This window comes from Chryseobacterium cucumeris, assembly GCF_001593385.1.
Lineage (GTDB): Bacteria > Bacteroidota > Bacteroidia > Flavobacteriales > Weeksellaceae > Chryseobacterium > Chryseobacterium cucumeris.
In genome coordinates this window covers 214338-240443 of sequence record NZ_LUVZ01000044.1, presented here as the reverse complement: position 1 = coordinate 240443, position 26106 = coordinate 214338, and the positions used below count along the sequence as shown (strand labels likewise).

At 37.1% G+C, this 26106-nt stretch carries 19 protein-coding genes; all 19 read right to left on the bottom strand.

What is annotated here, in order from left to right; translation table 11 throughout:
- Nucleotides 1-48 precede the first annotated feature (48 nt).
- The 19 genes from A1704_RS20330 to rplJ all read right to left on the bottom strand — a co-directional run bounded on the left by A1704_RS20330 (nt 49) and on the right by rplJ (nt 26101).
- Complete coding sequence (locus tag A1704_RS20330) at nt 49-894, bottom strand: GNAT family N-acetyltransferase (RefSeq protein WP_062675835.1); 846 nt, start codon at nt 892-894, stop codon at nt 49-51.
- A 178-nt stretch (nt 895-1072) separates the two neighbouring features.
- Nucleotides 1073-1822, bottom strand: a complete 750-nt coding sequence (locus tag A1704_RS20325) for a DOMON domain-containing protein (protein ID WP_062675834.1) — start codon at nt 1820-1822, stop codon at nt 1073-1075.
- 1 nt (nt 1823) lies between these two features.
- A complete protein-coding gene (locus A1704_RS20320; RefSeq protein WP_062675833.1) occupies nt 1824-2348 on the bottom strand; it encodes an ankyrin repeat domain-containing protein in 525 nt (174 codons plus the stop codon).
- Nucleotides 2345-2890, bottom strand: a complete 546-nt coding sequence (locus A1704_RS20315) for a YceI family protein (protein WP_062675921.1) — start codon at nt 2888-2890, stop codon at nt 2345-2347. The genes A1704_RS20320 and A1704_RS20315 overlap by 4 nt, the downstream gene beginning before the upstream one ends.
- A gap of 10 nt (nt 2891-2900) precedes the next feature.
- Nucleotides 2901-3248 (bottom strand): hypothetical protein, encoded by a 348-nt coding sequence (locus A1704_RS20310; RefSeq protein WP_065119704.1) that lies wholly within the window; start codon nt 3246-3248, stop codon nt 2901-2903.
- 1 nt (nt 3249) lies between these two features.
- On the bottom strand, nt 3250-4092 hold the full coding sequence (locus A1704_RS20305; protein ID WP_062675831.1) for a DUF5777 family beta-barrel protein: 843 nt from the start codon (nt 4090-4092) through the stop codon (nt 3250-3252).
- A 125-nt stretch (nt 4093-4217) separates the two neighbouring features.
- Entirely contained in the window at nt 4218-4868 is a 651-nt protein-coding gene (locus tag A1704_RS20300; RefSeq protein ID WP_062675830.1) for a Crp/Fnr family transcriptional regulator, read from the bottom strand.
- Nucleotides 4869-5058: 190 nt separating this feature from the next.
- On the bottom strand, nt 5059-7245 hold the full coding sequence (locus tag A1704_RS20295) for a TonB-dependent receptor (RefSeq protein ID WP_062675829.1): 2187 nt from the start codon (nt 7243-7245) through the stop codon (nt 5059-5061).
- 24 nt (nt 7246-7269) lie between these two features.
- Nucleotides 7270-7833 (bottom strand): hypothetical protein, encoded by a 564-nt coding sequence (locus A1704_RS20290; RefSeq protein WP_131797550.1) that lies wholly within the window; start codon nt 7831-7833, stop codon nt 7270-7272.
- Nucleotides 7834-7846: 13 nt separating this feature from the next.
- A complete protein-coding gene (locus A1704_RS20285) occupies nt 7847-8317 on the bottom strand; it encodes a hypothetical protein (protein WP_131797549.1) in 471 nt (156 codons plus the stop codon).
- A 3-nt stretch (nt 8318-8320) separates the two neighbouring features.
- A complete protein-coding gene (locus A1704_RS20280; RefSeq protein WP_062675826.1) occupies nt 8321-11158 on the bottom strand; it encodes a T9SS type A sorting domain-containing protein in 2838 nt (945 codons plus the stop codon).
- Nucleotides 11159-11418: 260 nt separating this feature from the next.
- Nucleotides 11419-11724 (bottom strand): DUF3467 domain-containing protein, encoded by a 306-nt coding sequence (locus tag A1704_RS20275; RefSeq protein WP_027375539.1) that lies wholly within the window; start codon nt 11722-11724, stop codon nt 11419-11421.
- A gap of 87 nt (nt 11725-11811) precedes the next feature.
- Nucleotides 11812-16077 (bottom strand): DNA-directed RNA polymerase subunit beta', encoded by a 4266-nt coding sequence (rpoC, locus tag A1704_RS20270; protein WP_062675825.1) that lies wholly within the window; start codon nt 16075-16077, stop codon nt 11812-11814.
- 122 nt (nt 16078-16199) lie between these two features.
- Entirely contained in the window at nt 16200-20021 is a 3822-nt protein-coding gene (rpoB, locus tag A1704_RS20265; protein ID WP_062675824.1) for a DNA-directed RNA polymerase subunit beta, read from the bottom strand.
- A 441-nt stretch (nt 20022-20462) separates the two neighbouring features.
- Nucleotides 20463-23057: a T9SS type A sorting domain-containing protein gene (locus tag A1704_RS20260; RefSeq protein ID WP_062675823.1), complete on the bottom strand. Its 2595-nt coding sequence runs from the start codon at nt 23055-23057 to the stop codon at nt 20463-20465.
- Between the two features lie 34 nt (nt 23058-23091).
- The gene (locus tag A1704_RS20255; protein ID WP_062675822.1) at nt 23092-24225 is read right to left on the bottom strand and encodes a hypothetical protein; all 1134 of its coding nucleotides are present in this window, start codon (nt 24223-24225) and stop codon (nt 23092-23094) included.
- Between the two features lie 131 nt (nt 24226-24356).
- Entirely contained in the window at nt 24357-24827 is a 471-nt protein-coding gene (locus A1704_RS20250; protein ID WP_062675821.1) for a hypothetical protein, read from the bottom strand.
- A gap of 271 nt (nt 24828-25098) precedes the next feature.
- A complete protein-coding gene (gene rplL, locus A1704_RS20245; protein WP_062675820.1) occupies nt 25099-25467 on the bottom strand; it encodes a 50S ribosomal protein L7/L12 in 369 nt (122 codons plus the stop codon).
- Between the two features lie 46 nt (nt 25468-25513).
- Nucleotides 25514-26101: a 50S ribosomal protein L10 gene (rplJ, locus tag A1704_RS20240; protein WP_062675819.1), complete on the bottom strand. Its 588-nt coding sequence runs from the start codon at nt 26099-26101 to the stop codon at nt 25514-25516.
- Nucleotides 26102-26106 lie beyond the last annotated feature (5 nt).

Below are 26106 nucleotides of genomic sequence, written 5' to 3'. Positions count from 1 at the left end.
AAAGTATATTAAAACCTCTTATTTTGTTTGAATCAAAATTAATCGCTGTTAAATATACCTTTTCATTTCAAATTGTGACAGCCAGTTGTTCAGTCCTATTTTTTCGCTAAGAAACTTATCTGTACTTTCTGAAGAATCATCCACATTGTTTAACGCTATCGCCTGCCCGTGATTTTTTTCTCTGATAGCATTAAAGAGCTTTGTACCAATTCCCTTATTTCTGTAATTCTTATCTACAGCAAACTGATATACTTTTTTCGATACAGGACCATAAACAATATATCCGACGAGCTTTTCCCCTTCATAAGCCCCTAAAGTCACATAATTTTCAGGCATCGGTTCCAATACGTAAACAGATCCCTGCCATGAAGGTTCAATATCCCAGAAAGAACATAACAACTCCCATTGAAAGTCTTTCAAATCTCGTATGGATACTTCAGTATTTCCTTTTTCCTGTTTAATATTCCCATTAAAGCAAAGCAGTCTTCTGACAATTGTAAAACCTAAATTTTCATAAGCCCTGATAGCAGGCTGATTTCCTTCGATTACTTCAAGCAGTAAGGTATTGGCATTTCTATCCTTTAAAACAGGAATGATAAAATCGTACATTTTTCTTACCAAGCCTTTACCTCTGCTTTCCGGAACTACTCCTGTACCACCATTGTAAATAATTTTCTCCCCGTTTTCAATTTTTTCGGACTGAAGGATAAAGCCAACCAGTTTCCCATCTTCAAATGCTCCGGCAGATAAACTAAGATCTAATTTTTCTGCTGCGATTTTTGAAACAAGCACTTCTTTTGTCAAGTGAAAAGGAACAACATAATCAGAAAATGAGTAATTGAATACGGATAAAAGTTCATCTATTGTGATATCTGCTAAGGTTTTGAATTCCATAGGGTCGTAAAAATTATAAGGTCAAAAAATTTTCCTTTATTAAGAATCAGTATCTACACAAATATATGAATTTTAAAGCAAACTACCTGAAATTGGGACTTTAAGAAAAAAATGATACCCCTGAAAAATCAGAGGTATCCGTTTTAAAAAAATATTTAGGTGTGTTTTTTCTGAAAAATTACTCTTTGATCAGTTTTTCATAAGATGTACTTCCGTCTTTAAGCTGAATTTCAAGATAGTAACTTCCTGATTTCAGATTTTCAATACTGATGCTTTCTCCATCCGGTTTTACTGACAGTACTTTTCTGCCCGTTGCTTCGTAGATATCAACGGATTTTATTTTGTCAGAATTTTTGAAATTAACGGTTGATTTTGCCGGATTAGGATATAGATTTACCTTATTGCTATTGGCTGTAATTTCACTGGTAGATAAAGAGGCAGCTGTCATCGTCAATGTTGCATATCCTCTTCCTGCATCATGGTATCCTAAAGAAGTTCCTCCACTTTTACGGGAATAGAAAATATTGATGGTTCCGGCAGCATTGGCAATGGCAAAATCTCCTGCTCCACCTGTAAGTGACCTTGTTGCCACTACAGTTCTTGTAGATCCGGATACAGTGTTCGAAGTTTCTGTCCAGTCCTGAGATGCATCGGCCGAAGGTGCATTAGGAACATTACTGAACGAATAGTCTCTATTGGCAGAAGAGTTATAAATAAATCCGTCTGATCCAGCAGCCATCCCGGTAGTTCCAAAACCTATTCCCATCATAGAGTTGCTGTCACCTGTTACCGTAATCGTTACTCCTGAAGGAGTTGTATCTAATTTCACCGTCATGGAAGTTGCCGGTAAGTTTACCGTTCCTGACGAAAACTGTGCCAATGCGAAATTGGCAAGAAGTACGCTTAGCGCTAGTAGAGTTTTTTTCATATCAATTTTTTAAAAGATTAATAATTTCCTTGTTATTGGTTTGTAATGCATATTCGAAAGGGGTCATTCCCATTGAATCTTTCTTTGTTTTATCTGCTTTATATTTCAGCAGCTGTTCTACCAAATCTTTATTTCCGGATTTTACAGCCCAGAATAAAGGGGTGTATCCTGTTTCATCTGCAATATTGGGATCTGCTTTTTTCTTAAGCAGATGTTCTACAAGGTCTTTGTTGTATTTAATCGCAAGACCTGCCAATGCCGTTCCTTCACGGCTTTTGTAATTGACATCTTTTACATTTTCAATCAGAAAATCGGCAACGTCTGTATTTCCTCTGTAACAGGCCAGAATAAGGGGTGAAAATCCGTGTTCATTGGTCTGATTAATCACATCCGGATTTTGCTTCATCAACTCCTGTACTTCAGTTACAGTCCCATTTCTTGCAATATCAAATATTGATTTCGCTTTTTCCTGAGCAGATACTACTGAACTCAGGAACAGTCCTAATATTAAGATGAAATGTCTCATTGTTTTATCATTACATAGTTGTATTCAATATTGACATTTTCAGCCACTTTCTTGGTAACCATTTTGGGAATAGTCACTTTATAATCTACAGGTCTTGCTACAAAACCTCCCTGCATATAGATTTTACCGTCTTTGGCATATAAAGTGGCAGCAGAGGTAACGGCTTTATCTACTCCATGAAAGTTTAATGTTCCCTGCACCGTATATTTCTGAGGACTTGTGGTAAGCTTTGTTTTATCAAAGTTGACAATCTTTCCTTTGAAAGTGGTTTTCGGATATTTTGCAGATTCAGCATAGCTTTCATTGAAATGCTCTTCCATTAATTTTGTTTTAAAATGAAAGTTTTTGACATTTGAAACTGACGCCATTTCACCATTGTCTGCATTGAGAATGACAACATTGTTGTCATCCTGAGCAAAAATATCATCAAACAGTGGTACCGAAGCTTCAAAAGTTACTTTCCCTGTTTTGGAGCTATATTTTTGTGCTGAAGCGTACCCTGCAGAAAGAAGTAATACGCTTAATAATGCTAATTTTTTCATATCATTTTTTTTAATTTTCATTTAGTCCGTCAGCTTTCCATTTGATAAACATATTGATTTGAGCTGCGGACATAGATCCTCCCTTTGGCATTTTCTCCGGATCACCATTAGGTCTCTGGATACGATCCAGAATTCCGTCAATATTATTTTTTACCTGATCATATGTAACCAAAGGTTTAAAACTTCCTGCAGAATGACAGCCTGCGCAGCTGTTATCCATAATGGGTTTTACATCTGCTGTATATTTTACAGATGCCGTTATCGGTGTGTTATCAGAAATCTCTTCATACGTTCTGCTGTCACAAGCCGTCAGTATGATTGCTGACGACAATATCAATAAGGATGTTAGCTTTTTCATATTAAAAAACTCTATAAAGATTAAACCCAAAGAAAATATGTCCCTTTCCCCATGCTCCTGTGGCATTGGTAAGATATCCGATATCTGAATTTATCTGGGAGTTTGTGAGTAAAAGCTGGAACACGTGTCCTCCTGTTTCTATATCTACGCCCAATGATAAAGGGTTTTTATAAAAACTGTGATCGTCAAAATTCACAAAGTATTCTGCATTTAAAGAAACTCTTTTTGAGATTTTATAGCGTCCTCCCAAACCTGCCAGAAACTGATTTTTGTTTTCAATGGTCGGTTCGTAAAGGTTTTTATGAACAAAGGAAGGCGTAAGCTGTACGGAAAGCTTATCACTGAATCTTCTTGAGATCAATGCCTGGGTAAGATAAGAAAGCCTGTCACTGAATTTAAGGTGTGGATAAGTATCTTTATCCAGTTCAGTATTAGCCCCTATTACATTATACCCCACAATATCCACCGGAAAGTTTTCACTTTGTTTTACCAGCCTGTACTTCACTGCTCCTTCAAAGGTTTTCATATTTGTTTCTCTGGACAGGCTTACCGAAACAGCATCTGAAATACCATAGATAGCACCTAATTTGGTTGAGGCATTATCCAGTCCGAAGAAATCTTTAAATCCTGCACTTATGTCACCAAATCTGTGGGCAACAATCATGTACCATTCTTTTTTGGCGGCTAGTTTCGTAGATTGTCCTGTTACAATCTGAAGGGCCTTGAAGGCCGGTTGTGAGGTTTCTGTATTGGTTTTAACAGTGTCAATATCTTTCAGCAGATCTTCCTGTGCAAAGACAAGACCTGAAGAAAACATTGACAAAAATAAGAGAGTTTTTGTCATATACAATTTGAATTAAATTATGATACAACAAACTTATTGAGTTCTCAATTCAAAAATAGGTGATAAAAGTCACCAGTCAAATTGTTTTTATCAATGACAGAAATAAACTTTTCAAACAATTGAAATTAGACAATTCTAACATTTTCATTTACAGGAACTTTTATTCCTTCTTTAGTCTGAACAATTTCACCTTCGCTTTCAATTTTTTTCAAAACTCTGCTCACCACTTCTCTGGAAGTTCCCAAACTATTGGCAATTTCACGATGTGTAATCTTAATAGGATTGTTTCCTGTGGATGAAATCTGTTGTTTAATATAGTTCAGAACCCTCTTATCCAGCCTGTGGAAAACAGCATCATTCACCATGTTCATCACTTCTGAAAATCTTCGGTCATATTCATGGTAAAAGAGTTTATTAATCTCCGGAAATCTGGTAAGCCATTCGTGCATAATAGAAACGGGAATAAGAATCGCTTCCGAATCTTCTTCTGCAACGGCATATACCCTGCTGATATAATCTGTCAGAATAGATGAAAAGGTCATCAGACAACTATCTTTCGGTTTAATATAATAGTAGATAAGTTCTCTTCCATCATTAAGGGTAAAAACCTTGATAGAACCTTTTATTAAGAAAGGAACAAATTTATTTTTCTGTCCTTCTCTAATGATTTCAGTCTTTGCTTTTATATCAATAGCAACAGCATGTTTTTCAAGCTCAGATAAAAATTCAGCACCTAAAAAACCAAATTTACTTACAGCGAACGAGTTATCAATCATATCTTATATTTTCTGCTTTTTCTTAAACAAAGATATAAAATTGATATATCGTTACTACATATTTTCATCTTATTAAATAAAATTAACAATTAATCCATATTAACATCTTTCTTTACATTCATCCAAGAAAAATACCCTGGCAAAAACCAAGGTATTTTATCAAACAAGCTTGTAGAGTAAGCTTTTGAATTTAGAATCTGTACTTAACATTGAATCCGTAAAAGAAATATGCTTTTCCTGGTCCCGGATTAAGATCTGTACTTACTCCTTTGGGATAACCATTTCCTGTATCAGAATCATTGATGCTGTTTCCTAAGAACAGGAAGGTATAATTGATCTGACTGGTAAGGTTATTTCCCATCACATATAAATCAAGATCAAAATTATTGAAAGATTTTTTAAATCCTAGCTTGGAATTAAGAAGTCCGAATCCTTTTACGAGATTTGTATTATTAAAATCAGAATATACATTTCCAAGATAATTATAGGTATTTACAAGATAGAACCCCGGTTTGGTAAAGATATCCAATCCAACAGCGTACTTATTTCTTGGTACTCCTACTACTGTCTTATGGTCGTACACCATTAGTTTTCCTACAGTTTTCCCTGTAACAGGATCTTGATATTTAGGATCATAGATTGAAAAATCTTTATATTTTGTATCGTAATAAGAAAGATTTACAAAAGGAACAATTCTCTCAATAAATGAGTTCTCTGTTCTGTACTGATATCCTACACTAAACTCAAGTCCTGTATTTTTCTGACTTCCGGTATTAGCCCAGTACGTTTGCCCGCTTGTATTACCTGGTAAAAGCAGCTGTGTAAGTTTATTGGAATAGTCTATTCTGAATGCAGAAATACGGTAATCCAGCTTTGTATTCAGTAAAAGGCCATGTACACTGAAATCAAACATTTTTGCACGTTCAGGTTTTAAATCATCATTCGTTGTATTTGTAGCTGTAATAAATGAAGAAGCTGCCGTAGGAGAATTATAGCCTTCACTGTAGCTTAGATTAAAGATCTGATGCTTCCATTCTTTTTGCAAGGCAAAGTGAGGAGTATAGGCCATGTCATATTTCTTATTGAAAGACTGGTCCTTACGTCCCGCTACCAATCCTGGCAAAGCAAAAAGATCTTTCCTGTCATAGTTGGTTCTGTTACCACTTATTCCGGCTAATAATGTAAGTCCCCAAGGTTTATAAGTAAGATAATCGATCACAAAATAGGTGGATTGATTATTATTATATTTAAAATATGAGGCACCGTTCATGCCTGTTGTTTGTAAAGGTTCTGTTTCTGAGCCTGTAAACCTGTAACTTGAAGTAGTAGAAACAGAGTTTTGTATTTCTGCTCCAAAATCCAATCGGTTTTCAAAATCATTAAACTCGTTCTTTAAGGTAAAAGTGGAACGCAACCCTACATTCGGAGAACTTGTAATTCCATAAGCTCCTGCTGAAACACTTTCTGTATTTGCATTGTAATAAAACAGGGTTGTATAGTTTCTTAGGTTTGAAGTAAGACTTACTGTATTACTCAATCCTACTCTTGTTGATTTTATTTTTGTTCCTGAATTTTTACGGATATATGCTGGGTTTCCGTTATCTATGCCTGCATAATAATCGTCATATGAAATTTGTCCTGAAGTGTGCTCGTACGAGTAAGCCTGGCTTGCAAAGAAACTTAATTGATCTTTTTTGCTTAATTTCACGGTACCATTTACATTGAAGAAATTTTTCAGTCCTCCTCCATTAGGCCTGTATCCGTCTGTTTCAAGATGTCCATACGCTGCGCTTATCGAATAATTATCATCTGCAACATTCAACTGTGTTCTGGACTGGAAGGTTTTGAAAGCCCCAAACATCGCATTTTCTGAAACCGATGCTCCTTTTGTAAAATCCGGACGGGTATAAAAGCGGACTGCTCCACCTACACCTCCACCGTACATAGTAGCTCCTGGACCTTTGATTACCTCAACATTGGTTACATAAGCAAAATCCACATCATCCAGTACAGTAATCCCTTCAGCGTTTGTTAAAGGTATATTATTCCAATACGCTTTTACTCCCCAATTATTAAATTTCTGATCATTCCCGTATCCTCTCAGTACAAGTCTCTGCCCTCCGAAATTTGTTCGTTTATCCACCTGAAGTCCTGGCATGGTAGATAACGTCTGATCTATTGCCGCAGGGTTATTTCTATTAAGATCTTCTTCAGAAAGAGTTTCTACAGATTGTGCATGCCTTTTGAATTCTGCCCGTTCCTGTTTAATTTTTTTTCTGCCAAGGATATTCACCTCATCAATTGATCCTTCCTGTGTCTGCTGAGCATGTGCAATAGTACAGCCTAGCAAAGCTGCAATGCATATATATTTTTTCATTATTTATTTTTTTTACCATTAATATTATATTCTTTTTATCGCAAAGCTCATTTCCGGTGGAGGAAAAATAATGGCTAAATAATGAGTGTTTTTCTGTTGATTATAATATTTTGAAATGGTTTCCAAGAAATGATTTGAAAAAAAACTGAATTCTTTTTTATCAAAAACGGCAAAGGAACCTGGTATCTTAAGTATATTTTTGTTGTGACCGGGAAGATCAATCTGTAGTTTTAAGTATTTTTTTTTGAATGCAAATTTTTTCGAAAAGCTCAACAAAGAATTGATGATAATATCTTTTTTATCAACATAACAAAAGAAATATTTTTCACCATTAACCATACTTATTTTGATAATGTCATAAGAAGCTCCGTGAAGGCTAAATTCATTTACTTCTTTCCATTCTGCTTCTGCCAGGTCTCTTTCAGTAAAACATATGGTTTCGTACTTTCTGAAATGATTTTGCGCAATACAGTATTGCGTCTTCTTATATAATTCTTTTTTAACATGAGCAACTACAGAATACATCACATTACTGAATAATATGATTACCGGAATACATAGAAAAATAAAAAGTAGTTTTTTGTTCAAAAAATGGAAAAATTTAAGGGGCAGGTTCTTCTGAAGACACCACAAAGGTAAATTTTGAAATATTAATTTTATACGGTACCTGAGATCCCTGGACAGTATACTCTATCCAATTGTCTTTTGGATTTAATTTTTGCGGAACAGAATTTTCTACAGGTACTCCAGCCTGCATTTGATCAGCAGTCTTTGTATCTACACCATTTTTGTAAGGAAGATTTCCTCTTATTATGATCGTACTGCCTGAATTATTCTGTACAAACGGAATGGTATTTCCTTCCGCTCTAAAAGCTTTTACAGTGATGACACTGTTATTGTTCTTCTTCAGTTTAACAATATATACAGCTCCTCTTACTCCTGCTCTTCCTCCTATCCATTCTGATTTTTCAGCAGAGATCACAGATACTTTCTTATCCTGATATAAAGAGGATACCGGCATCCCGCAGGAAGCCAGCATCCAAAATAATATTAAATACAATTGATTATTCATTTTCTAATCATCATCACCTCCCGTACGTCCTAACACAAGGAAGTTACCACTATATACGATTTCACCTTTAAACTCCGCCTTCAAAATATAATTTCCAGGAACAAGTTTTTGTCCGAATTCTTCATCAGACTTTACATTTTTCTTACTGTATACTAATCTTCCTGAGCCATCCACTATGCTTATATCCACACTGCTGTATTTAGCAGTATCAAATCTCAGATGAGAAATTCCTTTTGAAGGATTCGGATATATAATGTTCATGTTTTTTCTTGATTTGGTTTCAGCTGTTGATAAAGCAGGTAGTGTATTCTGGGTTGTCCATGCTCCTCTACCATATGTAGAAACCAAAACTGTTTTGGTAACAGGTCTGTAATCTAAGTTGGTAATTCTTACATTTCCTATATTTCCTGTTACTGAAGCCCATTCCGGAGTTGTTGCAAGGAAATTAGTTGTTCCCCAAACTCCCATTTCTGTTCCTAGTATTACTTCATTTGGATTGTCGGGATTCCTTAATACAGTTCTTACAGGCATATCAGGAAGGTTCCCTTCTTTGTTCTGCCATGTAGTTCCTCCGTCTGTAGAGTAGAAAACACTGGTAAGGTTATAATTGGATAAGGTTACGATAATTTCATTTTCGTTGGCGCCAAATTCTATGTCAGAAACAGTTCCTGTTATGGGTGAGGTCAACAAGGTAGCTGCATATCCAGTAGTGTTGGCATTTGTTACTTTAAATATTCTCCCCAGGTTGGTTCCTACAAAAAGTGTTGTAGAAGCGGTTGTATAAGGAGATACTTTCATCCATGAAATCTGCTCATTTGTTTGTGCGGTTCCTACTGTCACCACATTATTGGTAAAAGATGTTGCTGATGCAGAAAGTCCACTTGTTCTGAAAAAGGTAAGACCGGAACGGTAAGAATAGAAGACATCATTTATTCTGTCCAGCGCTATTTCGTTCACAAAGTGCCCTAAACTTCTGTTAGCACTGGTAGTAATAAGGTTATATACGTTATTTGTCAATAAATAGTGGTTATTGTTTGTATAACTTGCAATTTCGTAGTTATCCTGATCATCATATTCTGTATACATCCCGTCACCACCTGTAGCCGATTGGCTAGTAAGGAAATTATTAGCCTGTGGTACTCCATACAGCCACCATGAGCCATTATCCTGTGCTCCTGCTAATAGTTCTTCATCTGCCGGTGTTTTTGTGGGGTTCAGCATGGCAGAATAAAACTGCGTTACATTGTATCTGGTATTTCTGGAGGCTAGCCCACCAACAGCTCCGACATTAGCTTTATTGGCAGCATAATAGATTCCTCCATCATTACCAAACATCATTTGCCCTGTTGCATAATTATTATAAGGATTGAATACAATTTCATGCTGGTCAGCATGTACCTGTGAAACCTGTAGGGCTGCCATGTTATTATTATTGGACCACTTTGAGATCTGTGTCCAGCTTGTTCCTCCATTGGTAGATTTATGCAGATCAATACCACCTATATACAAGGTATTATCATCCAGAGGATCTGTTGCAATGATCAGGTCATAAAAAGATTGTCCTCTTGTAAAGTCATTAGCAGGAATACTAGTATCGGTTGCAGTAGGCAGCGACAAAACAGGCGCAGCGTCATTTGTTGCCTGCCAAGTTGTTCCGCCATCTGCAGATTTTGCTATTCTGATAGGTTCTGCAGAAGATGCACCTTGCATAAATGCATATATTTTGTTGGCATCTGTTCTTGAAAGAGTAAAGTTAACTCTCGAGCCACTGCTTCCTACATTATATACCTGATTAAAAGTATTTCCGTCTGTGGATTTAAAAATTCGTCCTCCGGAATCTATATTGGAGAATCTGGAAGATCTGGTAGAAACCCATACTGCATTGTCTGCTCCAATTTCTATCTGTTGAATAGAATATCCTGTTGTGCTGGTCACGCCAGTAGTTGTATTAAGAGCTAATAAGCTGTTATTTTTTGTAAATGTTGTTCCACCATCTGTAGACTTGTACAATCCAGCCTGGCTTAATCCCTGCCATCCGTCATTAAACGAAATTCCTACATAAGCACCACTTACTCCGGCATATACTTCTGAAACGCCGTTATTATTCCTTACTTTAATATCATTGATATAGAAATTACCATTTCTTACTCCAGAAGAAGAATAAGTTACTGGAATGGTGAAAATCTGCGTCCAGGTGGTTCCTCCGTTCGTTGATTTCCATATTCCTGATCCTACTGCATCACCGGTTGGTGCTTCTCCTGTTCCTACATAAAAAATTTGTGGATTATTGGGGTCATACGTAATACTTGAAACAGAGGTATTGGCCCAGAATGTACTTAATGGTTGCCATTCATTGGCTGCCACTGAAGGGTCCTGATTTACCCAAAGCCCTCCTGAAACGCTTCCTGCAAAAACTCTTTTCCCTGTAGGATCATTTGGGTCATACATAATTGCTCTTGTTCTTCCTCCTACACTATATGGTCCTCTTTCAATCCAGGGCTCGTCTACTATTTTGCCCGTAGTAGAGGTATTGTGATTAGAAATAAAAGACATAGGTTGTGAAGGCTGATATTTACCTGTTAAGATGTCCTCATTTACCTTTGCCAGTCCTTCAAAGTTGGTTCTCCCTGTTACAGGATCCATTGTTCTTTTGTAATCCTCTTCATTGTATAAATTAGGAGGTATTCCTGCTGCTTTTGCAATTTTATGAGCCTTTTTAAGGTTTTTGTCGTATTTAGCATAAAGTTCCTGCAGGTGTTTTTGATTGTCCTTAAGTGTATTTTGCTTTTGTGCATACACATTCATACAGAGTAGAACCGCTGCAATAGGGTAGATTTTCATTTCATTCAATTTTTTACAAATTTAATAAAGAAAATTAATTATTTAACCAATTTAAATTAATTATCAATAATTTATAGCAAAAATTAACATTATACATTAAATTGAATAATTTGTGTTTTTTTAATATGTTTTTTAAATAAAATTGCGAAAAATATAAAAAAAGAAAAAAAGAAACTGATTAGTGAATTATATGCAAAAGCAGGTAACAAAAAATACCCCGGTAAAAACCAGGGTATCCTTTATTTTATGTAAAAGAAATCTTACGCTTGAACGTTGTTTCCTCCTAATACGAAAGGCTCAACTTCTTTTATTTCTCCGAACTGCTGCTCGTAGTTAGCGATGTTCTGTTGAAGAGCGCTTAATACTCTTTTAGCGTGAAGTGGAGCAAGAATTACTCTTGATCTTACTTTAGCCTGCTGAACACCTGGCATCAACTGAATAAAGTCTACTACAAATTCAGATGGAGAGTGGTTTACTAAAGCTAGGTTAGCATAGATACCAGCAGCTACCATTTCGTTTAATTCGATGTTGATGTTTCCGTCTTGTGGATTTTGATTGTTGTCCATTGTTATAAATTATGTTTTTAAAATTCGAAATTTGAGATTGTGAAAATATAAAAATAATTTCAAATCCCAAATTTCAAATCATTAATTTTAGTTAAGGTCTTCGAATTCTTTCTTAGAACCTACAATAACGTTCTGATACTCTTTAAGACCTGTACCTGCAGGGATTCTGTGTCCTACAATTACATTTTCTTTAAGACCGTTAAGATCGTCTATCTTACCAGCAACTGCTGCTTCGTTAAGAACTTTAGTTGTTTCCTGGAATGATGCTGCAGACATGAATGACTTAGTCTGAAGGGCAGCTCTTGTAATACCTTGCAGTACAGGAGTTGCAGTAGCAGGAAGAGCTTCTCTTACTTCTACCAATGCTAAATCTTCACGCTTCAACTTAGAGTTTTCATCTCTTAATTCTCTTGCAGTAATCATCTGACCTGGTTTGAATTCTTTAGAATCACCAGCATCTACTACTACTTTAAGACCAAATACTCTGTTGTTTTCTTCCAAGAAATCATACTTGTGCTCAAGAGCTCCTTCAAGGAACTGAGTATCACCTCCATCTACGATAGATACTTTCGTCATCATCTGTCTTACGATAATTTCGAAGTGCTTGTCGTCGATTTTTACCCCCTGTAGACGGTAAACTTCCTGAATCTCATTTACTAAGTATTCCTGAACGGCTGTTGGGCCTTTAATTCTTAAGATATCTTCCGGTGTGATAGAACCGTCAGAAAGTGGGGAACCAGCTCTTACGAAGTCATTCTCCTGAACAAGAATCTGGTTAGAAAGTTTTACCAAGTAAATTTTTCTTTCTCCAGTTTTAGCCTCAACAATAAGTTCACGGTTACCTCTCTTGATTTTTCCGTAAGAAACTACCCCGTCGATTTCAGTAACAACCGCTGGGTTTGAAGGGTTTCTTGCTTCGAATAATTCGGTAACTCTCGGAAGACCTCCGGTGATATCCCCTGCTTTTGCAGATTTTCTTGGGATCTTGATTAAGACTTTACCAGCCTTAATTTTTTCACCATCGTTTACCATTAAGTGGGCTCCTACCGGTAAGTTGTAAGCTTTTTGCTCAACTCCTTTAGAGTCTACCACTTTCAGGGTAGGTACGGCTTTCTTATTTCTGGATTCAGAGATTACTTTCTCTTCGAATCCTGTTTGTTCGTCAATTTCAAGCTGGAATGAAATACCCTGGATGATATCCTCGTATTCTACCTTACCTGAAGTTTCAGCAATGATAACCGCGTTATACGGATCCCATCTACAGATTGTATCACCTTTCTTCACTTTATCACCTGGTTTTACAGATAATATAGATCCGTAAGGTACGTTAGCTACCATTAATGGAGTTCTTGACTCATTATCAGCAACTAATCTGAATTCTGTTGAACGGGAAACTACAACCTCAGCTGTATTACCGTTTTCATCTTCAGAAGTAATGGTTCTTACTTCATCCATTTCTACGATACCATCTCTTCTTGCAACGATAGATGGGTTTTCTGATACGTTACCTGCAGTACCCCCTTGGTGGAAGGTTCTCAACGTAAGCTGAGTACCTGGCTCCCCAATGGATTGTGCTGCAATTACACCTACCGCTTCACCCATATGGATCACTTTACCTGTTGCTAAGTTTCTACCGTAACATTTCGCACAGATACCTTTCTTAGCTTCACAAGTTAATGGTGAACGAACCTCCACAGCTTCTAATCCTGCTTCTTCGATTCTCTTCGCCAAAGATTCAATGATCACCTGATCTGCACTTGCGATAAGCTCGTCAGTTTCAGGATCGTAAATATTATGAAGGGATACTCTACCTAAGATTCTTTCAGAGATTCTTTCAACAATCTCGTCATTTTTCTTAAGTGCAGTAACTTCTGTACCTCTCAATGTTCCACAGTCGTCTTCTGTAACGATAACGTCCTGTGCAACGTCTACCAATCTTCTCGTTAAGTAACCGGCATCGGCTGTCTTAAGAGCGGTATCCGCAAGACCCTTACGAGCACCGTGGGTAGAGATAAAGTACTCTAGAATCGAAAGACCTTCCTTAAAGTTGGCAAGGATCGGGTTTTCGATGATCTCCGCTCCGGTAGAACCGGCTTTCTGCGGTTTTGCCATCAAACCTCTCATCCCTGATAACTGACGGATCTGTTCTTTAGAACCCCTCGCTCCAGAGTCAAGCATCATATATACAGAGTTGAAACCACCTTGGTCAGTTTTCATTCTGCTCATGATCATTTCAGTTAACCCAGCGTTGGTATTTGTCCAAACGTCGATTACCTGGTTATAACGTTCTGTATCGGTAATCAGACCCATGTTATAGTTGGCTCTAATTTCGTCTACAGTTTCAATTGATTGTGCAATCATCTGTTTTTTCTCAACAGGAACTACAATATCCCCAAGTGAGAAAGAAAGACCACCTTTGAATGCGTTTGAATACCCTAGGTCTTTCATTGCATCAAGGAACTTCACAGTTGTAGGGAAATCTGTATCAGCAAGGATCTTACCGATAACATTTCTCAATGATTTCTTCGTAAGAAGTTCATTGATATATCCTACCTGCTTAGGTACAATCTGGTTGAACAGGATTCTACCTACAGAAGTTTCGATTAATCTTGTAACGATTTTTCCATCTTCTTTGATAGGTAGTCTACATCTTACTTTAGCATTTAAAGATACTCTACCTTCAGCGTAAGCAATTTCTGCTTCTTCAGGAGAATAGAATGCAAGACCTTCTCCTTTTACTTTCATCGTCTCCGTAGAGTTTAATTCTTTAGTCATGAAATAAAGACCAAGAACCATGTCCTGAGATGGTACTGTAATTGGAGAACCGTTTGCAGGGTTCAAGATGTTTTGAGAACCTAACATCAATAACTGAGCTTCAAGGATCGCTTCTGGTCCTAGTGGCAAGTGTACCGCCATCTGGTCACCATCGAAATCGGCATTGAAGGCCGTAGTTACTAACGGGTGTAGCTGGATTGCCTTACCTTCGATCATCTTAGGTTGGAAAGCCTGAATACCCAGTCTGTGAAGCGTAGGTGCTCTGTTCAATAGAACAGGGTGACCTTTCATCACGTTTTCAAGGATATCATAAACTACCGGTTCTTTTCTGTCGATAATTCTCTTTGCAGATTTTACTGTTTTTACAATACCTCTTTCAATTAGTTTTCTAATGATGAACGGTTTGTAAAGTTCAGCTGCCATATCTTTAGGAATACCACATTCGTGAAGCTGTAAGTTTGGACCTACAACAATTACCGAACGCGCAGAGTAGTCAACCCTTTTTCCTAGTAAGTTCTGACGGAAACGACCCTGCTTACCTTTCAATGAATCAGAAAGTGATTTCAATGGTCTGTTTGATTCAGATTTTACTGCAGAAGATTTTCTTGTGTTATCGAATAATGAATCTACTGATTCCTGAAGCATACGCTTCTCGTTTCTCAAGATTACTTCAGGAGCTTTGATCTCCAATAATCTCTTCAAACGGTTATTTCTGATGATAACTCTTCTATAAAGGTCATTCAAGTCAGAAGTAGCGAAACGTCCTCCATCCAATGGAACCAATGGTCTTAGTTCTGGTGGGATAACAGGAAGTACACGCATGATCATCCACTCTGGTCTGTTGATCATTCTTGTATTAGCACCTCTTAATGCTTCTACAACGTTTAATCTCTTAAGAGCTTCTGTTCTTCTTTGTTTTGAACCTTCGTTGTGAGCTTTGTGTCTCAAGTCGAAAGACAATGCATCAAGATCAATTCTTTTTAATAGATCTTCTACAGCTTCAGCACCCATTCTGGCGATGAATTTGTTTGGATCAGAATCATCAAGATACTGGTTTTCTACAGGAAGAGTTTCCATGATGTCAAGGTACTCTTCTTCTGTAAGGAATTCCATATTTTCAAAATCAGAACCGTCTAATTTTTTAGCAATACCCTGCTGAATCACTACATATCTTTCGTAGTAGATGATCATATCTAATTTCTTAGAAGGAATTCCTAAAAGGTATCCGATTTTGTTTGGTAATGAACGGAAATACCAGATGTGTGCAATTGGAACTACAAGGTTAATGTGCCCTATTCTCTCTCTTCTTACTTTTTTCTCAGTAACTTCTACTCCACAACGGTCACAAACGATCCCTTTGTAACGAATTCTCTTGTATTTACCACAAGCACATTCGTAATCCTTTACAGGACCAAAGATTTTCTCACAAAATAGCCCGTCTCTTTCAGGCTTGTGAGTTCTGTAGTTAATAGTTTCCGGCTTTAAAACCTCCCCTCTTGAATCTTGTAAAATAGACTCCGGTGAAGCTAGACCGATGGTTATTTTATTAAATCTACTTGATTTATTTTTATTTGACATAATTTTTTTTAGATTTTAGATTTCAGATTTCAGATTTCAGAAGAAATCATCATTCCAAATTCAAGGATTATAAAATTGTTAGAGTGTCGTAGTCTGACATGTTGTGTCTGACATCTGATATCTTACTCCTCCAATCTTACGTCTAATCCAAGACCTTGTAACTCGTGAAGTAATACATTGAATGATTCCGGAATACCTGGTTCAGGCATAGATTCACCTTTTGCAATGGCTTCATAAGTTTTTGCTCTACCAATCACGTCATCCGACTTCACAGTAAGGATCTCTCTAAGGATGTTAGATGCACCGAATGCTTCAAGTGCCCAAACCTCCATCTCTCCGAATCTCTGACCTCCGAACTGAGCTTTACCTCCTAACGGCTGCTGAGTAATCAATGAGTAAGGACCAATAGAACGTGCGTGCATCTTATCATCTACCATGTGTCCTAGTTTCAACATGTAAATGATACCTACTGTTGCAGCCTGAGTAAATCTTTCTCCGGTACCACCATCATAAAGGTGAGTGTGACCGAATTTAGGAAGACCTGCTTTCTCAGTATATTCAGTAATCTGATCAAGACTTGCTCCGTCGAAGATTGGCGTAGCGAACTTCAATCCTAATTTTCTACCAGCCCATCCAAGAACGGTTTCGTAGATCTGACCAATGTTCATACGAGAAGGTACCCCTAGTGGATTCAATACGATATCTACTGGTGTTCCGTCTTCAAGGAATGGCATATCTTCTTCACGAACGATTCTTGAAACGATACCTTTGTTACCGTGACGTCCTGCCATTTTATCACCTACATTCAGTTTACGTTTCTTAGCGATGTAAACTTTAGCCAACTTCATGATCCCTGCCGGAAGCTCATCTCCGATTGAAATTGCGAATTTCTCACGGTTTTTAACTCCCTGGATGTCGTTATATTTGATTTTGTAATTGTGAATCAATTGTTTGATCAATTCATTCTTGTCAGCGTCAACTGTCCAGTCTGAACCGCTAACGTTTACATAATCTTCAACTGAAGTTAATAACTTGTGAGTGAATTTCACACCTTTACCGATGATTTCTTCGTCCAGGTCATTTTGTACCCCTTGAGAAGTTTTACCGCTTACCAGTGTGTTTAATTTTTCAATTAAAGTATTTCTCAACTCGTCAAACTTAGCCTTGTAAGTGTTTTCAATTTCTTCAAGTTTAAGTTTTTCTTCAGTTCTTTTCTTTTTGTCTTTAATGTTTCTGGAGAACAATTTCTTGTTGATAACAACTCCTCTTAATGAAGAGTCAGCTTTCAATGAAGCATCCTTCACATCACCAGCTTTATCACCGAAGATTGCTCTAAGAAGCTTTTCTTCAGGAGTCGGGTCAGATTCACCTTTTGGAGTAATTTTACCAATCATGATATCTCCAGGCTTCACTTCAGCACCGATTCTGATCATACCGTTCTCGTCAAGATCTTTCGTAGCTTCTTCAGATACGTTTGGAATATCTGCCGTAAGCTCTTCCATACCTAATTTAGTATCACGAACTTCAAGAGAATATTCATCTACGTGGATTGAAGTAAACCAGTCTTCACGTACAACTTTTTCGTTGATTACGATTGCATCCTCGAAGTTGTATCCTTTCCAAGGCATGAACGCTACCACTAAGTTTCTACCAAGAGCTAATTCTCCTTTTTCAGTAGCATAACCGTCGCAAAGTACCTGTCCTTTTTCCACTACATCACCTACTCTTACGTTTGGTCTTAGGGTAATGGTTGTACTCTGGTTAGTTTTTCTGAACTTAGTAAGGTTGTATGTTTTAGTAGCAGACTCGAATTGTACTAAATCTTCGTCTTCGCTTCTTTCATATTTAATAACGATTCTGTCAGCATCTACGTACTGTACAGTACCTGTACCTTCAGCGTTAATTAAAATTCTTGAATCTCTTGCAACTTGCTGCTCAAGCCCTGTACCCACGATTGGAGCCTGTGGCTTCAATAGAGGAACGGCCTGACGCATCATGTTAGATCCCATCAATGCACGGTTCGCATCATCATGCTCAAGGAACGGAATTAATGATGCAGAAATACCAGAGATCTGGTTTGGTGCAACATCAATAAGGTTAACCTGAGATGGCTCCACTACAGGGTAGTCACCATCTAATCTTGCAATAATTCTATCTGTTAAGAAATCACCGTTATCGCTCAATTCAACGTTTGCCTGAGCAATTACTTTGTCTTCTTCGTCTTCTGCATTAAGGTAAATAGGATCAGCATTAAGATTAATCTTACCTTCTTCTACTTTTCTATATGGAGTTTCGATGAAACCTAGTCTGTTGATTTTAGCATAAATACCAAGGGATGAAATCAAACCGATGTTTGGTCCTTCCGGAGTTTCAATCGGGCAAATTCTTCCATAGTGAGTATGGTGAACGTCTCGAACCTCGAAACCTGCTCTTTCTCTTGATAAACCACCAGGCCCTAGTGCAGATAATCTTCTCTTGTGAGTAATTTCTGATAGAGGGTTCGTTTGGTCCATGAACTGAGAAAGCTGGTTGGTACCAAAGAATGAGTTAATTACAGATGTTAATGTCTTAGCATTTACAAGGTCAAGTGGAGTAAAGATTTCGTTATCTCTAACGTTCATTCTTTCCTTGATTGTTCTTGCAATTCTTGAAAGACCTACCCCGAACTGTCCAGCTAATTGCTCACCAACAGTTTTAATTCTTCTGTTTGATAAGTGGTCAATATCATCAACCTCAGCCTTAGAGTTTACAAGCTCGATTAAGTGTCTTACGATAGCAATGATATCTTCTTTTGTAAGAACCTCAGTTGTCGTTGGAATATTAAGACCTAGCTTTTTGTTCAATCTGTAACGTCCTACCTCACCTAATGAATATCTTTGCTCAGAGAAGAATAATTTTTCAATAATTCCTCTTGCAGTTTCCTCATCTGGTGGATCTGCATTTCTTAACTGACGATAAATATACTCTACTGCTTCTTTTTCAGAGTTAGTAGGGTCTTTTTGTAATGTATTCTGGATGATAGAGAATTCGTTGCTGTTTTCTTTGTGAATCAGGATTGATTTCACACCAGCATCAAGAATAAGATCCAAGTGTTCTTTTTCAAGAATAGTTTCTCTATCCAAGATGATTTCGTTTCTTTCGATAGAAACTACTTCACCTGTATCTTCGTCTACGAAATCTTCGAACCAAGTGTTCAATACTCTCGCAGCCAATGTTCTCCCTTCTACTTTTTTAAGGGCAGCTTTAGAAACTTTCACTTCTTCAGCAAGGTCGAAGATCTGAAGGATGTCCTTGTCAGATTCATAACCAATCGCTCTTAATAGAGTTGTTAATGGTAATTTTTTCTTACGGTCGATATACGCGTACATTACGCTGTTGATATCTGTTGTAAATTCCATCCAAGATCCTTTGAAAGGGATAATTCTTGAATAGTAAAGTTTGGTTCCGTTTGCGTGGTAAGTTTGTCCGAAGAATACACCAGGTGAACGGTGAAGCTGCGTAACAATAACTCTTTCAGCACCATTGATGATAAAAGAACCACTTGGCGTCATATAAGGAACCGGACCTAAGTATACGTCCTGAACCACTGTTTGGAAATCTTCGTGTTCCGGGTCAGTACAATACAATTTAAGTCTAGCTTTTAGAGGAACTGAATACGTAAGTCCTCTTTCCACACACTCATCGATTGAATAACGTGGAGAATCTACCAGATAGTCTAAGAATTCTAATACGAATTGGTTTCTTGAATCCGTAATTGGGAAATTCTCTTGGAAAGTCTTGTAAAGAGCTTCTGTCTTTCTGGCTTCAGGAAGTGTATCAAGCTGGAAAAATTCTCTGAAAGACTCAATTTGGATATCCAAAAAGTCCGGAGTGATGATTTTTCCTTTCGCTGATGAGAAATTAATTCTCGGATTTCCTTGAGTTGTTGATTTTGTTTTACTCATAAAACTTTTAAGAAAGGGTTAAAAAATATTTTGATTCATTAAAAAATATCAGAAAAGAACAACAAACAAGATAAAAGTAAAAGGTAAAAGTGTTTTTGGCGCTCACAAAGGACCTTAAGCTCTTTTAAACTTTGTACATAGTTCTTTCTAACTGCAACACTGGTATATCTTTTCACAGCGTAATGCAAAATATTTTTATTACTTTTGAGGCTATATTACCGCAATATCTATAAACACGAAATCCCTTCCATGTTTACCACAATGAAAGAGTTGATTTTCAGTATTTTATAAATTTACAAACAATTTTTCGCGCCAAAAGAGGGGCAAAGATACAAAAAGTTATCCACAATAACAAATAAAACCTCTCATTTTGAGACTCTTAAAACAAGAGAGGCTGCCCAAATATGAGCAACCCCTCCACAACACAAGCTAATCCTATGATTATTTCACAATAACCTTATAAGATTTTATTTTTGATTTAGTTTCTATTTTAATAATATACACTCCTGTAGGAAGTGAAGAAGTATCAATACCTGTATGAGCATTAAAACGATCTGTCTTAACAACCTGTCCTTGTGCAGAAAACAAAGTATATACACCTTCCTCTCCTGATATAATTCTAAGATTTTCTCCTGCTTTTACAGGATTCGGATATACTTTTACATCATTCACTGCATCGATAATTTCTGCGGAAGTAATTTTTGCCGTACTGGATGCATTTTTCAATAATGAAGCATAAGGTGAAAGTGGGGAATCCGGAGATCCTCTTTTTACAAGATCTGTATCTACAACAGCCTGAATCCCATCTTTTTCTTTATCATTAATTATTGAGATAAAACCTCCTCCTAATGTATCAAGGTTTGCTTTTCCGATCTGATAAAGGTCAGGATCTGAACCATTGGAAGTAATATCCAGAAAGTCCGGTTTATCATCTCCGTCTGTATTTTTAAGTGGATATTTCAATATGCCTGAATCAGGGGAAGTTTCCAGAATATCTGCAATTCCGTTTTTACCTACTGGAACATTTGCATCAATAATACCGTTATGATCAGAATCAATCTGATTGATGACTGAGGTCGGAATTCCAGACTCAAATAAATCAAGGATACCATCATTATCAGAATCAAGATCAAGATAATTAGGAACAGAATCTCCCAATACCGGCGTCAGCAGAATATCTCCTTCATTATCATCATCCTGGAACTTGCCGTTTTTATCAAAATCTTCTACTGCATCCGGAATTCCGTCATTATCAGAATCCAGATCACAGGCATCTACAATTCCGTCACCATCTGTATCGAGTGCAGGAGATTTGTCATTTACGGCTGTACATCCTTCCGCACAGTCAGGAATCCCGTTTCCGTTATTATCTATGCTGTCATCTCCTCCCTGGCATTGATCAAAACAGTTCGGAACTCCATCATTATCATCATCTCTGCTTGCAAAAGCATTGTAGATATAATAGTTTTGAGGAATACGAATAGCCGTTCCGCTGTTGAAAGTGATTTTAATACGGTTAAAAGGTTTTGTTGATTTCCCTCCAACATAAAATTTATTAGAATCCGTTGTGAAGAAATTTCCACTGATAAGACTTCCTGAACTCGTAAAAGTATCTGTCAAGATATTTCCGTTGTACAATGTCACAGTGATATTTTCCAGAACACTTACTCCAAGAAGATTACCTGCTTTTTCTACAGTAAATCCAGCCATTGTATTGGCAGGAAGCACTGCATTAGTTCCTACCGTAGCAAACGCTGAGAAAAGACTGAAAATAGAGGCAGCCGGAACAGTAGCCGTAGCATAATTGGAAGGATTATTATCTACAATCGCTTCGGGACTGGTCATTTTAGCTAAAATAAGACCGAGGAATCCTGGTCCGGAAGTCCATGGAGTACCTGCAACTAGATTTCCCGGTACAGCAGAACCACTGGTCTGGATTTTATCATCACAATCACAAGTAACAGGTTCTTCGAATGCATAATATACTTTCAGGGCTCCTAAATTAAATCCTAGGGTTTGAGTAACTTTTAACCTTACTTCATTGAAAGGTTTAGTAGTCGTCAAGGTAACCTTTTGTTTTCCTGAGCCATAACCTAATACTTTGATATTAATCAAGCCTCCTCCGTCGGACAACTGTTTTGAATCCTGAAGCTGTCCAAAAAGATAAGTTTCTATGGTAATATTTTTTAAAAACTCTGCACTTAACAGTTTACCCTGATCATCCGGTTCTATTACAAAACCTGTTCTGTTTCCTGCCGGGTAGGTCTGATTTTTGTCTAAAACGCCTACTGAATAAGAACCCAATAATCCCACTGGCAGAACAATTGATCCATAAGAATTTTTGTTCCCATCACCTATTTTTTCTTTATTCTGAACATAGGAAAGCGGAGCAAGAAAACTGCTGCTTCCGGATACATTTCCATCCACACCGCTTCCCGCAATGATATCATCACAAATACCATTGTTATCCGTAGGTACTTTTGCAGAATCAAATGCAAATGCATAATATACATTCATTGCACTGAATGTAGAAAGAGCATTGGTCTGATATAATCTTACTTCATCAAATTCTTTTGAAGTTTTAAAATGAAGAAATATTCTGTTTTTACTTCCTCCGAATGCAGGTACTGACAAAAGCGTACTGCTGGTAGTTGTTTCCTGAAGAATCCCATTTTTATAAGTACTGATTCTTAAAGAACTCAAAAGATCTATCGTGATAAAACTTGTTCCAATATCTACATTGAAACCGGTAATATATCCCGCGGGATAAGTTGTATTTTTATTCTTTACAGAGATTCCGTTTCCACTTAAAAGAGAAGCGAAATTACCCATACTTACATTATTATCAAGGCTGGCATCCACTACGGGATTCATACTTCCGTTATAACAGGCAAGACATATCCCTGAATTGTTGACAGGTTTTGCTTCTACACCCATCCCACGGATTGGTTCATAGCCCTGCTGTGCCAAAACCCCTGCTGACATCATCAATGTCATGAGCAGCACAGCTAACTTTTCGAATAATTTTCTGGTCATTTTTTATTTTTTTAAGGTTTGTGTTTTTATTGAGTTAGTAAAGCGCCTTCCAGTTGGAACCGTTACAGCCTTCATGAACTTTAGCGGTTGTATTATATCGGATTGCACCTTCTTCCGCTGCTGTACATACCGCATTGGCGCCGGAAGCAATTCCTTTCATCTGAAGGGCGGCCCCTGTAGAAGTAGCCGCTGTAGGAGCCATATTAATTCCCAGTATGGTATCTGTTCCATTTCCTTTATTGAAGAAAACATGTTCCTTATTGGCATACACCATTTGCCCCGCAGCAGCCTGAGCTGAAAATCCTATAGCAAAAGCTTCAGTCCCTGTCGCTGTATTTGCTGAGCCAACAGCTATATTGTTTAATGAAGTGGTATTTCCGCTCCCAATGGCAATCCCACCATTGTTATTGTGATTATTTCCGATGGTCAGCCCTGTGAGTCCTGTTACTGTATTCAGATTTCCAAAGACAAGGTTATTAGCGCCTGTTGCTGTATTATTATTTCCTATTACTTTAGCTCCATTGTTTGCGGCATTGTTTAATCCAATAGCTACAGCCGGAAAATTTCCCTGTGCAGAAACGGTATTATCTTTTCCCAGTGCAATATTTGAGGAAGTACTGTTGGTAAGGATATTGTTTGATCCCCATGTTAATGAAGCATAAGGACCTGATGCAGAATTAGAATTTCCTCCCTGCAAGGTTCCGTTAATATCCAGAATTCCTTTTACGTTTTTCTGGGTTGCTAAAACCAAGTTCTGACCGTCATTTGTTCCCAGATAATTTCCAGCAGTGATGTCAGTTCCTAAGTTTGCAGTACTTGCTGTTGTGCCAGTATTCCCTACTAGCCGCCAGCTACCGCTTAAGCTGCTCCATTTTGAACCGTCAAAATAATAGTAGCCCGATGAAACAACATCCACAGTTTGTCCTGTAGGTACAGTCTCAGCTGCTGTAACATATACTATTGCTCCGGTTTGGGCTGCAGTATAGTTTTTAGCTTTCAATTGTATTCCTGTAAGTCTTGGGGCAATCACACCGTCAAGTTTCCCCGGATTAGAAGGTGATCCTACGATATCAAAAGTTGCCTGTGGTTGGTTAATATTAATCCCTACCTGAGCGAATGTTGGAAAACTTAGTGATAACAGAGCGATGGTTAATAATTTGTTTTTCATTTCTAATGATGTTTGCTGTTTTTATGTAAATGTGTTTTTTTTTGAAAGGGCAATTCTCAGGCATTCTCATCTAAATCATAAATGAAATAACAGCTTATGCTGTAAGAAGGTGCTTAAAATTGTAAGGAATGTTATGGAATAAGGGAAAGAACTGGTTTATCAGGAATTTTGATGATAAATTTAAAACCGTCAACCAGTTTTATGGAATTGCTGTAGAACTTTTTAATGCCTTTAAATATTGGGCAAACGTTCTCCGTATATTGCTGATACGAATAGCTCCATTTATTTGATATGGCTACAAGTTTTGTAGTATTAAAGATAGGGAGTTTAGACTGAGAATCTTCATCATAAAATATATGAGTTTCCTTTTGATGAGCAGAGAGACATTCGGAAACAGACCCGTCATTTTTGGTTTCAGAGCACAGATGAACAGAAACATCGGCTAAGTAATCCTGCAGATGATTTTTAATATCTGTACGATATGATAACTCAGGTTTTGTTCTCATTACAGATATCAACTTAGTGTTTAATTTTCCTACAGCTGCCAGAAGCAACAAAAGTGTAATCTTATGGCCGTAGGAAAGAAAATAATTTCTCTCCAATTATATTGTGTTTTTTTCGATACAAATATAATATTTTTTCAACCAAAACAATATTTTATTAATAAAAATTCACACAAAATAACCAATATTAAAAATACTATTAAAATATTATGTTAATTATTAAATAATATTCAACCGTAAAAAGATATATTAAAATCAGAAATAAAAATATTGAAATACTGTTACAAAATAAGAATCACATTTACAATTACTTACATACAAAAAAGCCCAGGCAAATGCCCGGGCTTCTATATTTATAATACAATTGAAATTATTTCAATTCTACTTCAGCACCAGCTTCTTCTAATTGCTTCTTAAGAGCTTCAGCTTCGTCTTTAGAAACACCTTGCTTAATTGCAGCAGGAGCTCCGTCTACGATATCTTTAGCTTCTTTAAGACCAGCACCAGTTAAATCTTTTACTAATTTAACGATAGCTAATTTAGAAGCACCTGCAGACTTAAGAATTACGTCGAATTCAGTCTTTTCTTCAGCAGCATCACCTGCACCACCTGCAGCAACAACTACAGCAGCAGCAGCTGGCTCAATTCCGTACTCATCCTTAAGGATAGCAGCTAATTCGTTTACGTCTTTTACAGTTAGGTTTACTAGCGTTTCAGCTAAATTTTTTAAATCTGACATTGTTGTAATGTTTTTGTTGATTATTTATTTAATTTTTTGAGTGTAATTATTCAGCACTTGTTTCTTCAGTGCTTTCTGCAGCAGCTTCTGGAGCTTCAGCAGCAGGAGTTTCTTCTACTACAGGAGCAGCTTCTTCAGCTTGAGCTTCTACAGTTTCAGATTTATTTTGAAGAGCAGAAACAACTCTCTGGATTGGAGACTGAAGTAATCCGATGATTTCACCGATCATTTCTTCTCTAGACTTGATGTTAGCCAACATATCTAGGTTATTGTCACCAACGTAGAAAGTTTCTTGAACAAAAGCAGACTTTAAAGCTGGCTTTTCTTCTTTCTTTCTGAATCCTTGGATCAATTTCGCAGGAGCGTTTGCTGTTTCAGCAATCATTAACGCTGAGTTTCCTTTGAAAGATGGGAACATTTCAGAGTAATCTACTCCTTCAATTTGCTCCATTGCTTTTTGTAAAAGTGTATTTTTTACAACTTTCACTTTGATATTTTGTTTGAAAGCTTGTCTTCTGAAATCTGAAGATTTACCAGCGTTCAAACCTTCTAAATCTGCTACGTATACTACTTTTGCATCCTGAAGCAAATCTTTGATCTCTTGTATTGCTACAACTTTTTGGTCTTTTGTCATTGTCT

What these genes read in the sequence shown, in the direction of transcription:
- A1704_RS20330 (WP_062675835.1), bottom strand. Translation starts at nt 894, where the DNA reads ATGGAATTCAAAACCTTAGCAGATATCACAATAGATGAACTTTTATCC.
- A1704_RS20325 (WP_062675834.1), bottom strand. Translation starts at nt 1,822, where the DNA reads ATGAAAAAAACTCTACTAGCGCTAAGCGTACTTCTTGCCAATTTCGCA.
- A1704_RS20320 (WP_062675833.1), bottom strand. Translation starts at nt 2,348, where the DNA reads ATGAGACATTTCATCTTAATATTAGGACTGTTCCTGAGTTCAGTAGTA.
- A1704_RS20315 (WP_062675921.1), bottom strand. Translation starts at nt 2,890, where the DNA reads ATGAAAAAATTAGCATTATTAAGCGTATTACTTCTTTCTGCAGGGTAC.
- A1704_RS20310 (WP_065119704.1), bottom strand. Translation starts at nt 3,248, where the DNA reads ATGAAAAAGCTAACATCCTTATTGATATTGTCGTCAGCAATCATACTG.
- A1704_RS20305 (WP_062675831.1), bottom strand. Translation starts at nt 4,092, where the DNA reads ATGACAAAAACTCTCTTATTTTTGTCAATGTTTTCTTCAGGTCTTGTC.
- A1704_RS20300 (WP_062675830.1), bottom strand. Translation starts at nt 4,868, where the DNA reads ATGATTGATAACTCGTTCGCTGTAAGTAAATTTGGTTTTTTAGGTGCT.
- A1704_RS20295 (WP_062675829.1), bottom strand. Translation starts at nt 7,245, where the DNA reads ATGAAAAAATATATATGCATTGCAGCTTTGCTAGGCTGTACTATTGCA.
- A1704_RS20285 (WP_131797549.1), bottom strand. Translation starts at nt 8,317, where the DNA reads ATGAATAATCAATTGTATTTAATATTATTTTGGATGCTGGCTTCCTGC.
- A1704_RS20280 (WP_062675826.1), bottom strand. Translation starts at nt 11,158, where the DNA reads ATGAAAATCTACCCTATTGCAGCGGTTCTACTCTGTATGAATGTGTAT.
- A1704_RS20275 (WP_027375539.1), bottom strand. Translation starts at nt 11,724, where the DNA reads ATGGACAACAATCAAAATCCACAAGACGGAAACATCAACATCGAATTA.
- rpoC (WP_062675825.1), bottom strand. Translation starts at nt 16,077, where the DNA reads ATGTCAAATAAAAATAAATCAAGTAGATTTAATAAAATAACCATCGGT.
- rpoB (WP_062675824.1), bottom strand. Translation starts at nt 20,021, where the DNA reads ATGAGTAAAACAAAATCAACAACTCAAGGAAATCCGAGAATTAATTTC.
- A1704_RS20260 (WP_062675823.1), bottom strand. Translation starts at nt 23,057, where the DNA reads ATGACCAGAAAATTATTCGAAAAGTTAGCTGTGCTGCTCATGACATTG.
- A1704_RS20255 (WP_062675822.1), bottom strand. Translation starts at nt 24,225, where the DNA reads ATGAAAAACAAATTATTAACCATCGCTCTGTTATCACTAAGTTTTCCA.
- rplL (WP_062675820.1), bottom strand. Translation starts at nt 25,467, where the DNA reads ATGTCAGATTTAAAAAATTTAGCTGAAACGCTAGTAAACCTAACTGTA.
- rplJ (WP_062675819.1), bottom strand. Translation starts at nt 26,101, where the DNA reads ATGACAAAAGACCAAAAAGTTGTAGCAATACAAGAGATCAAAGATTTG.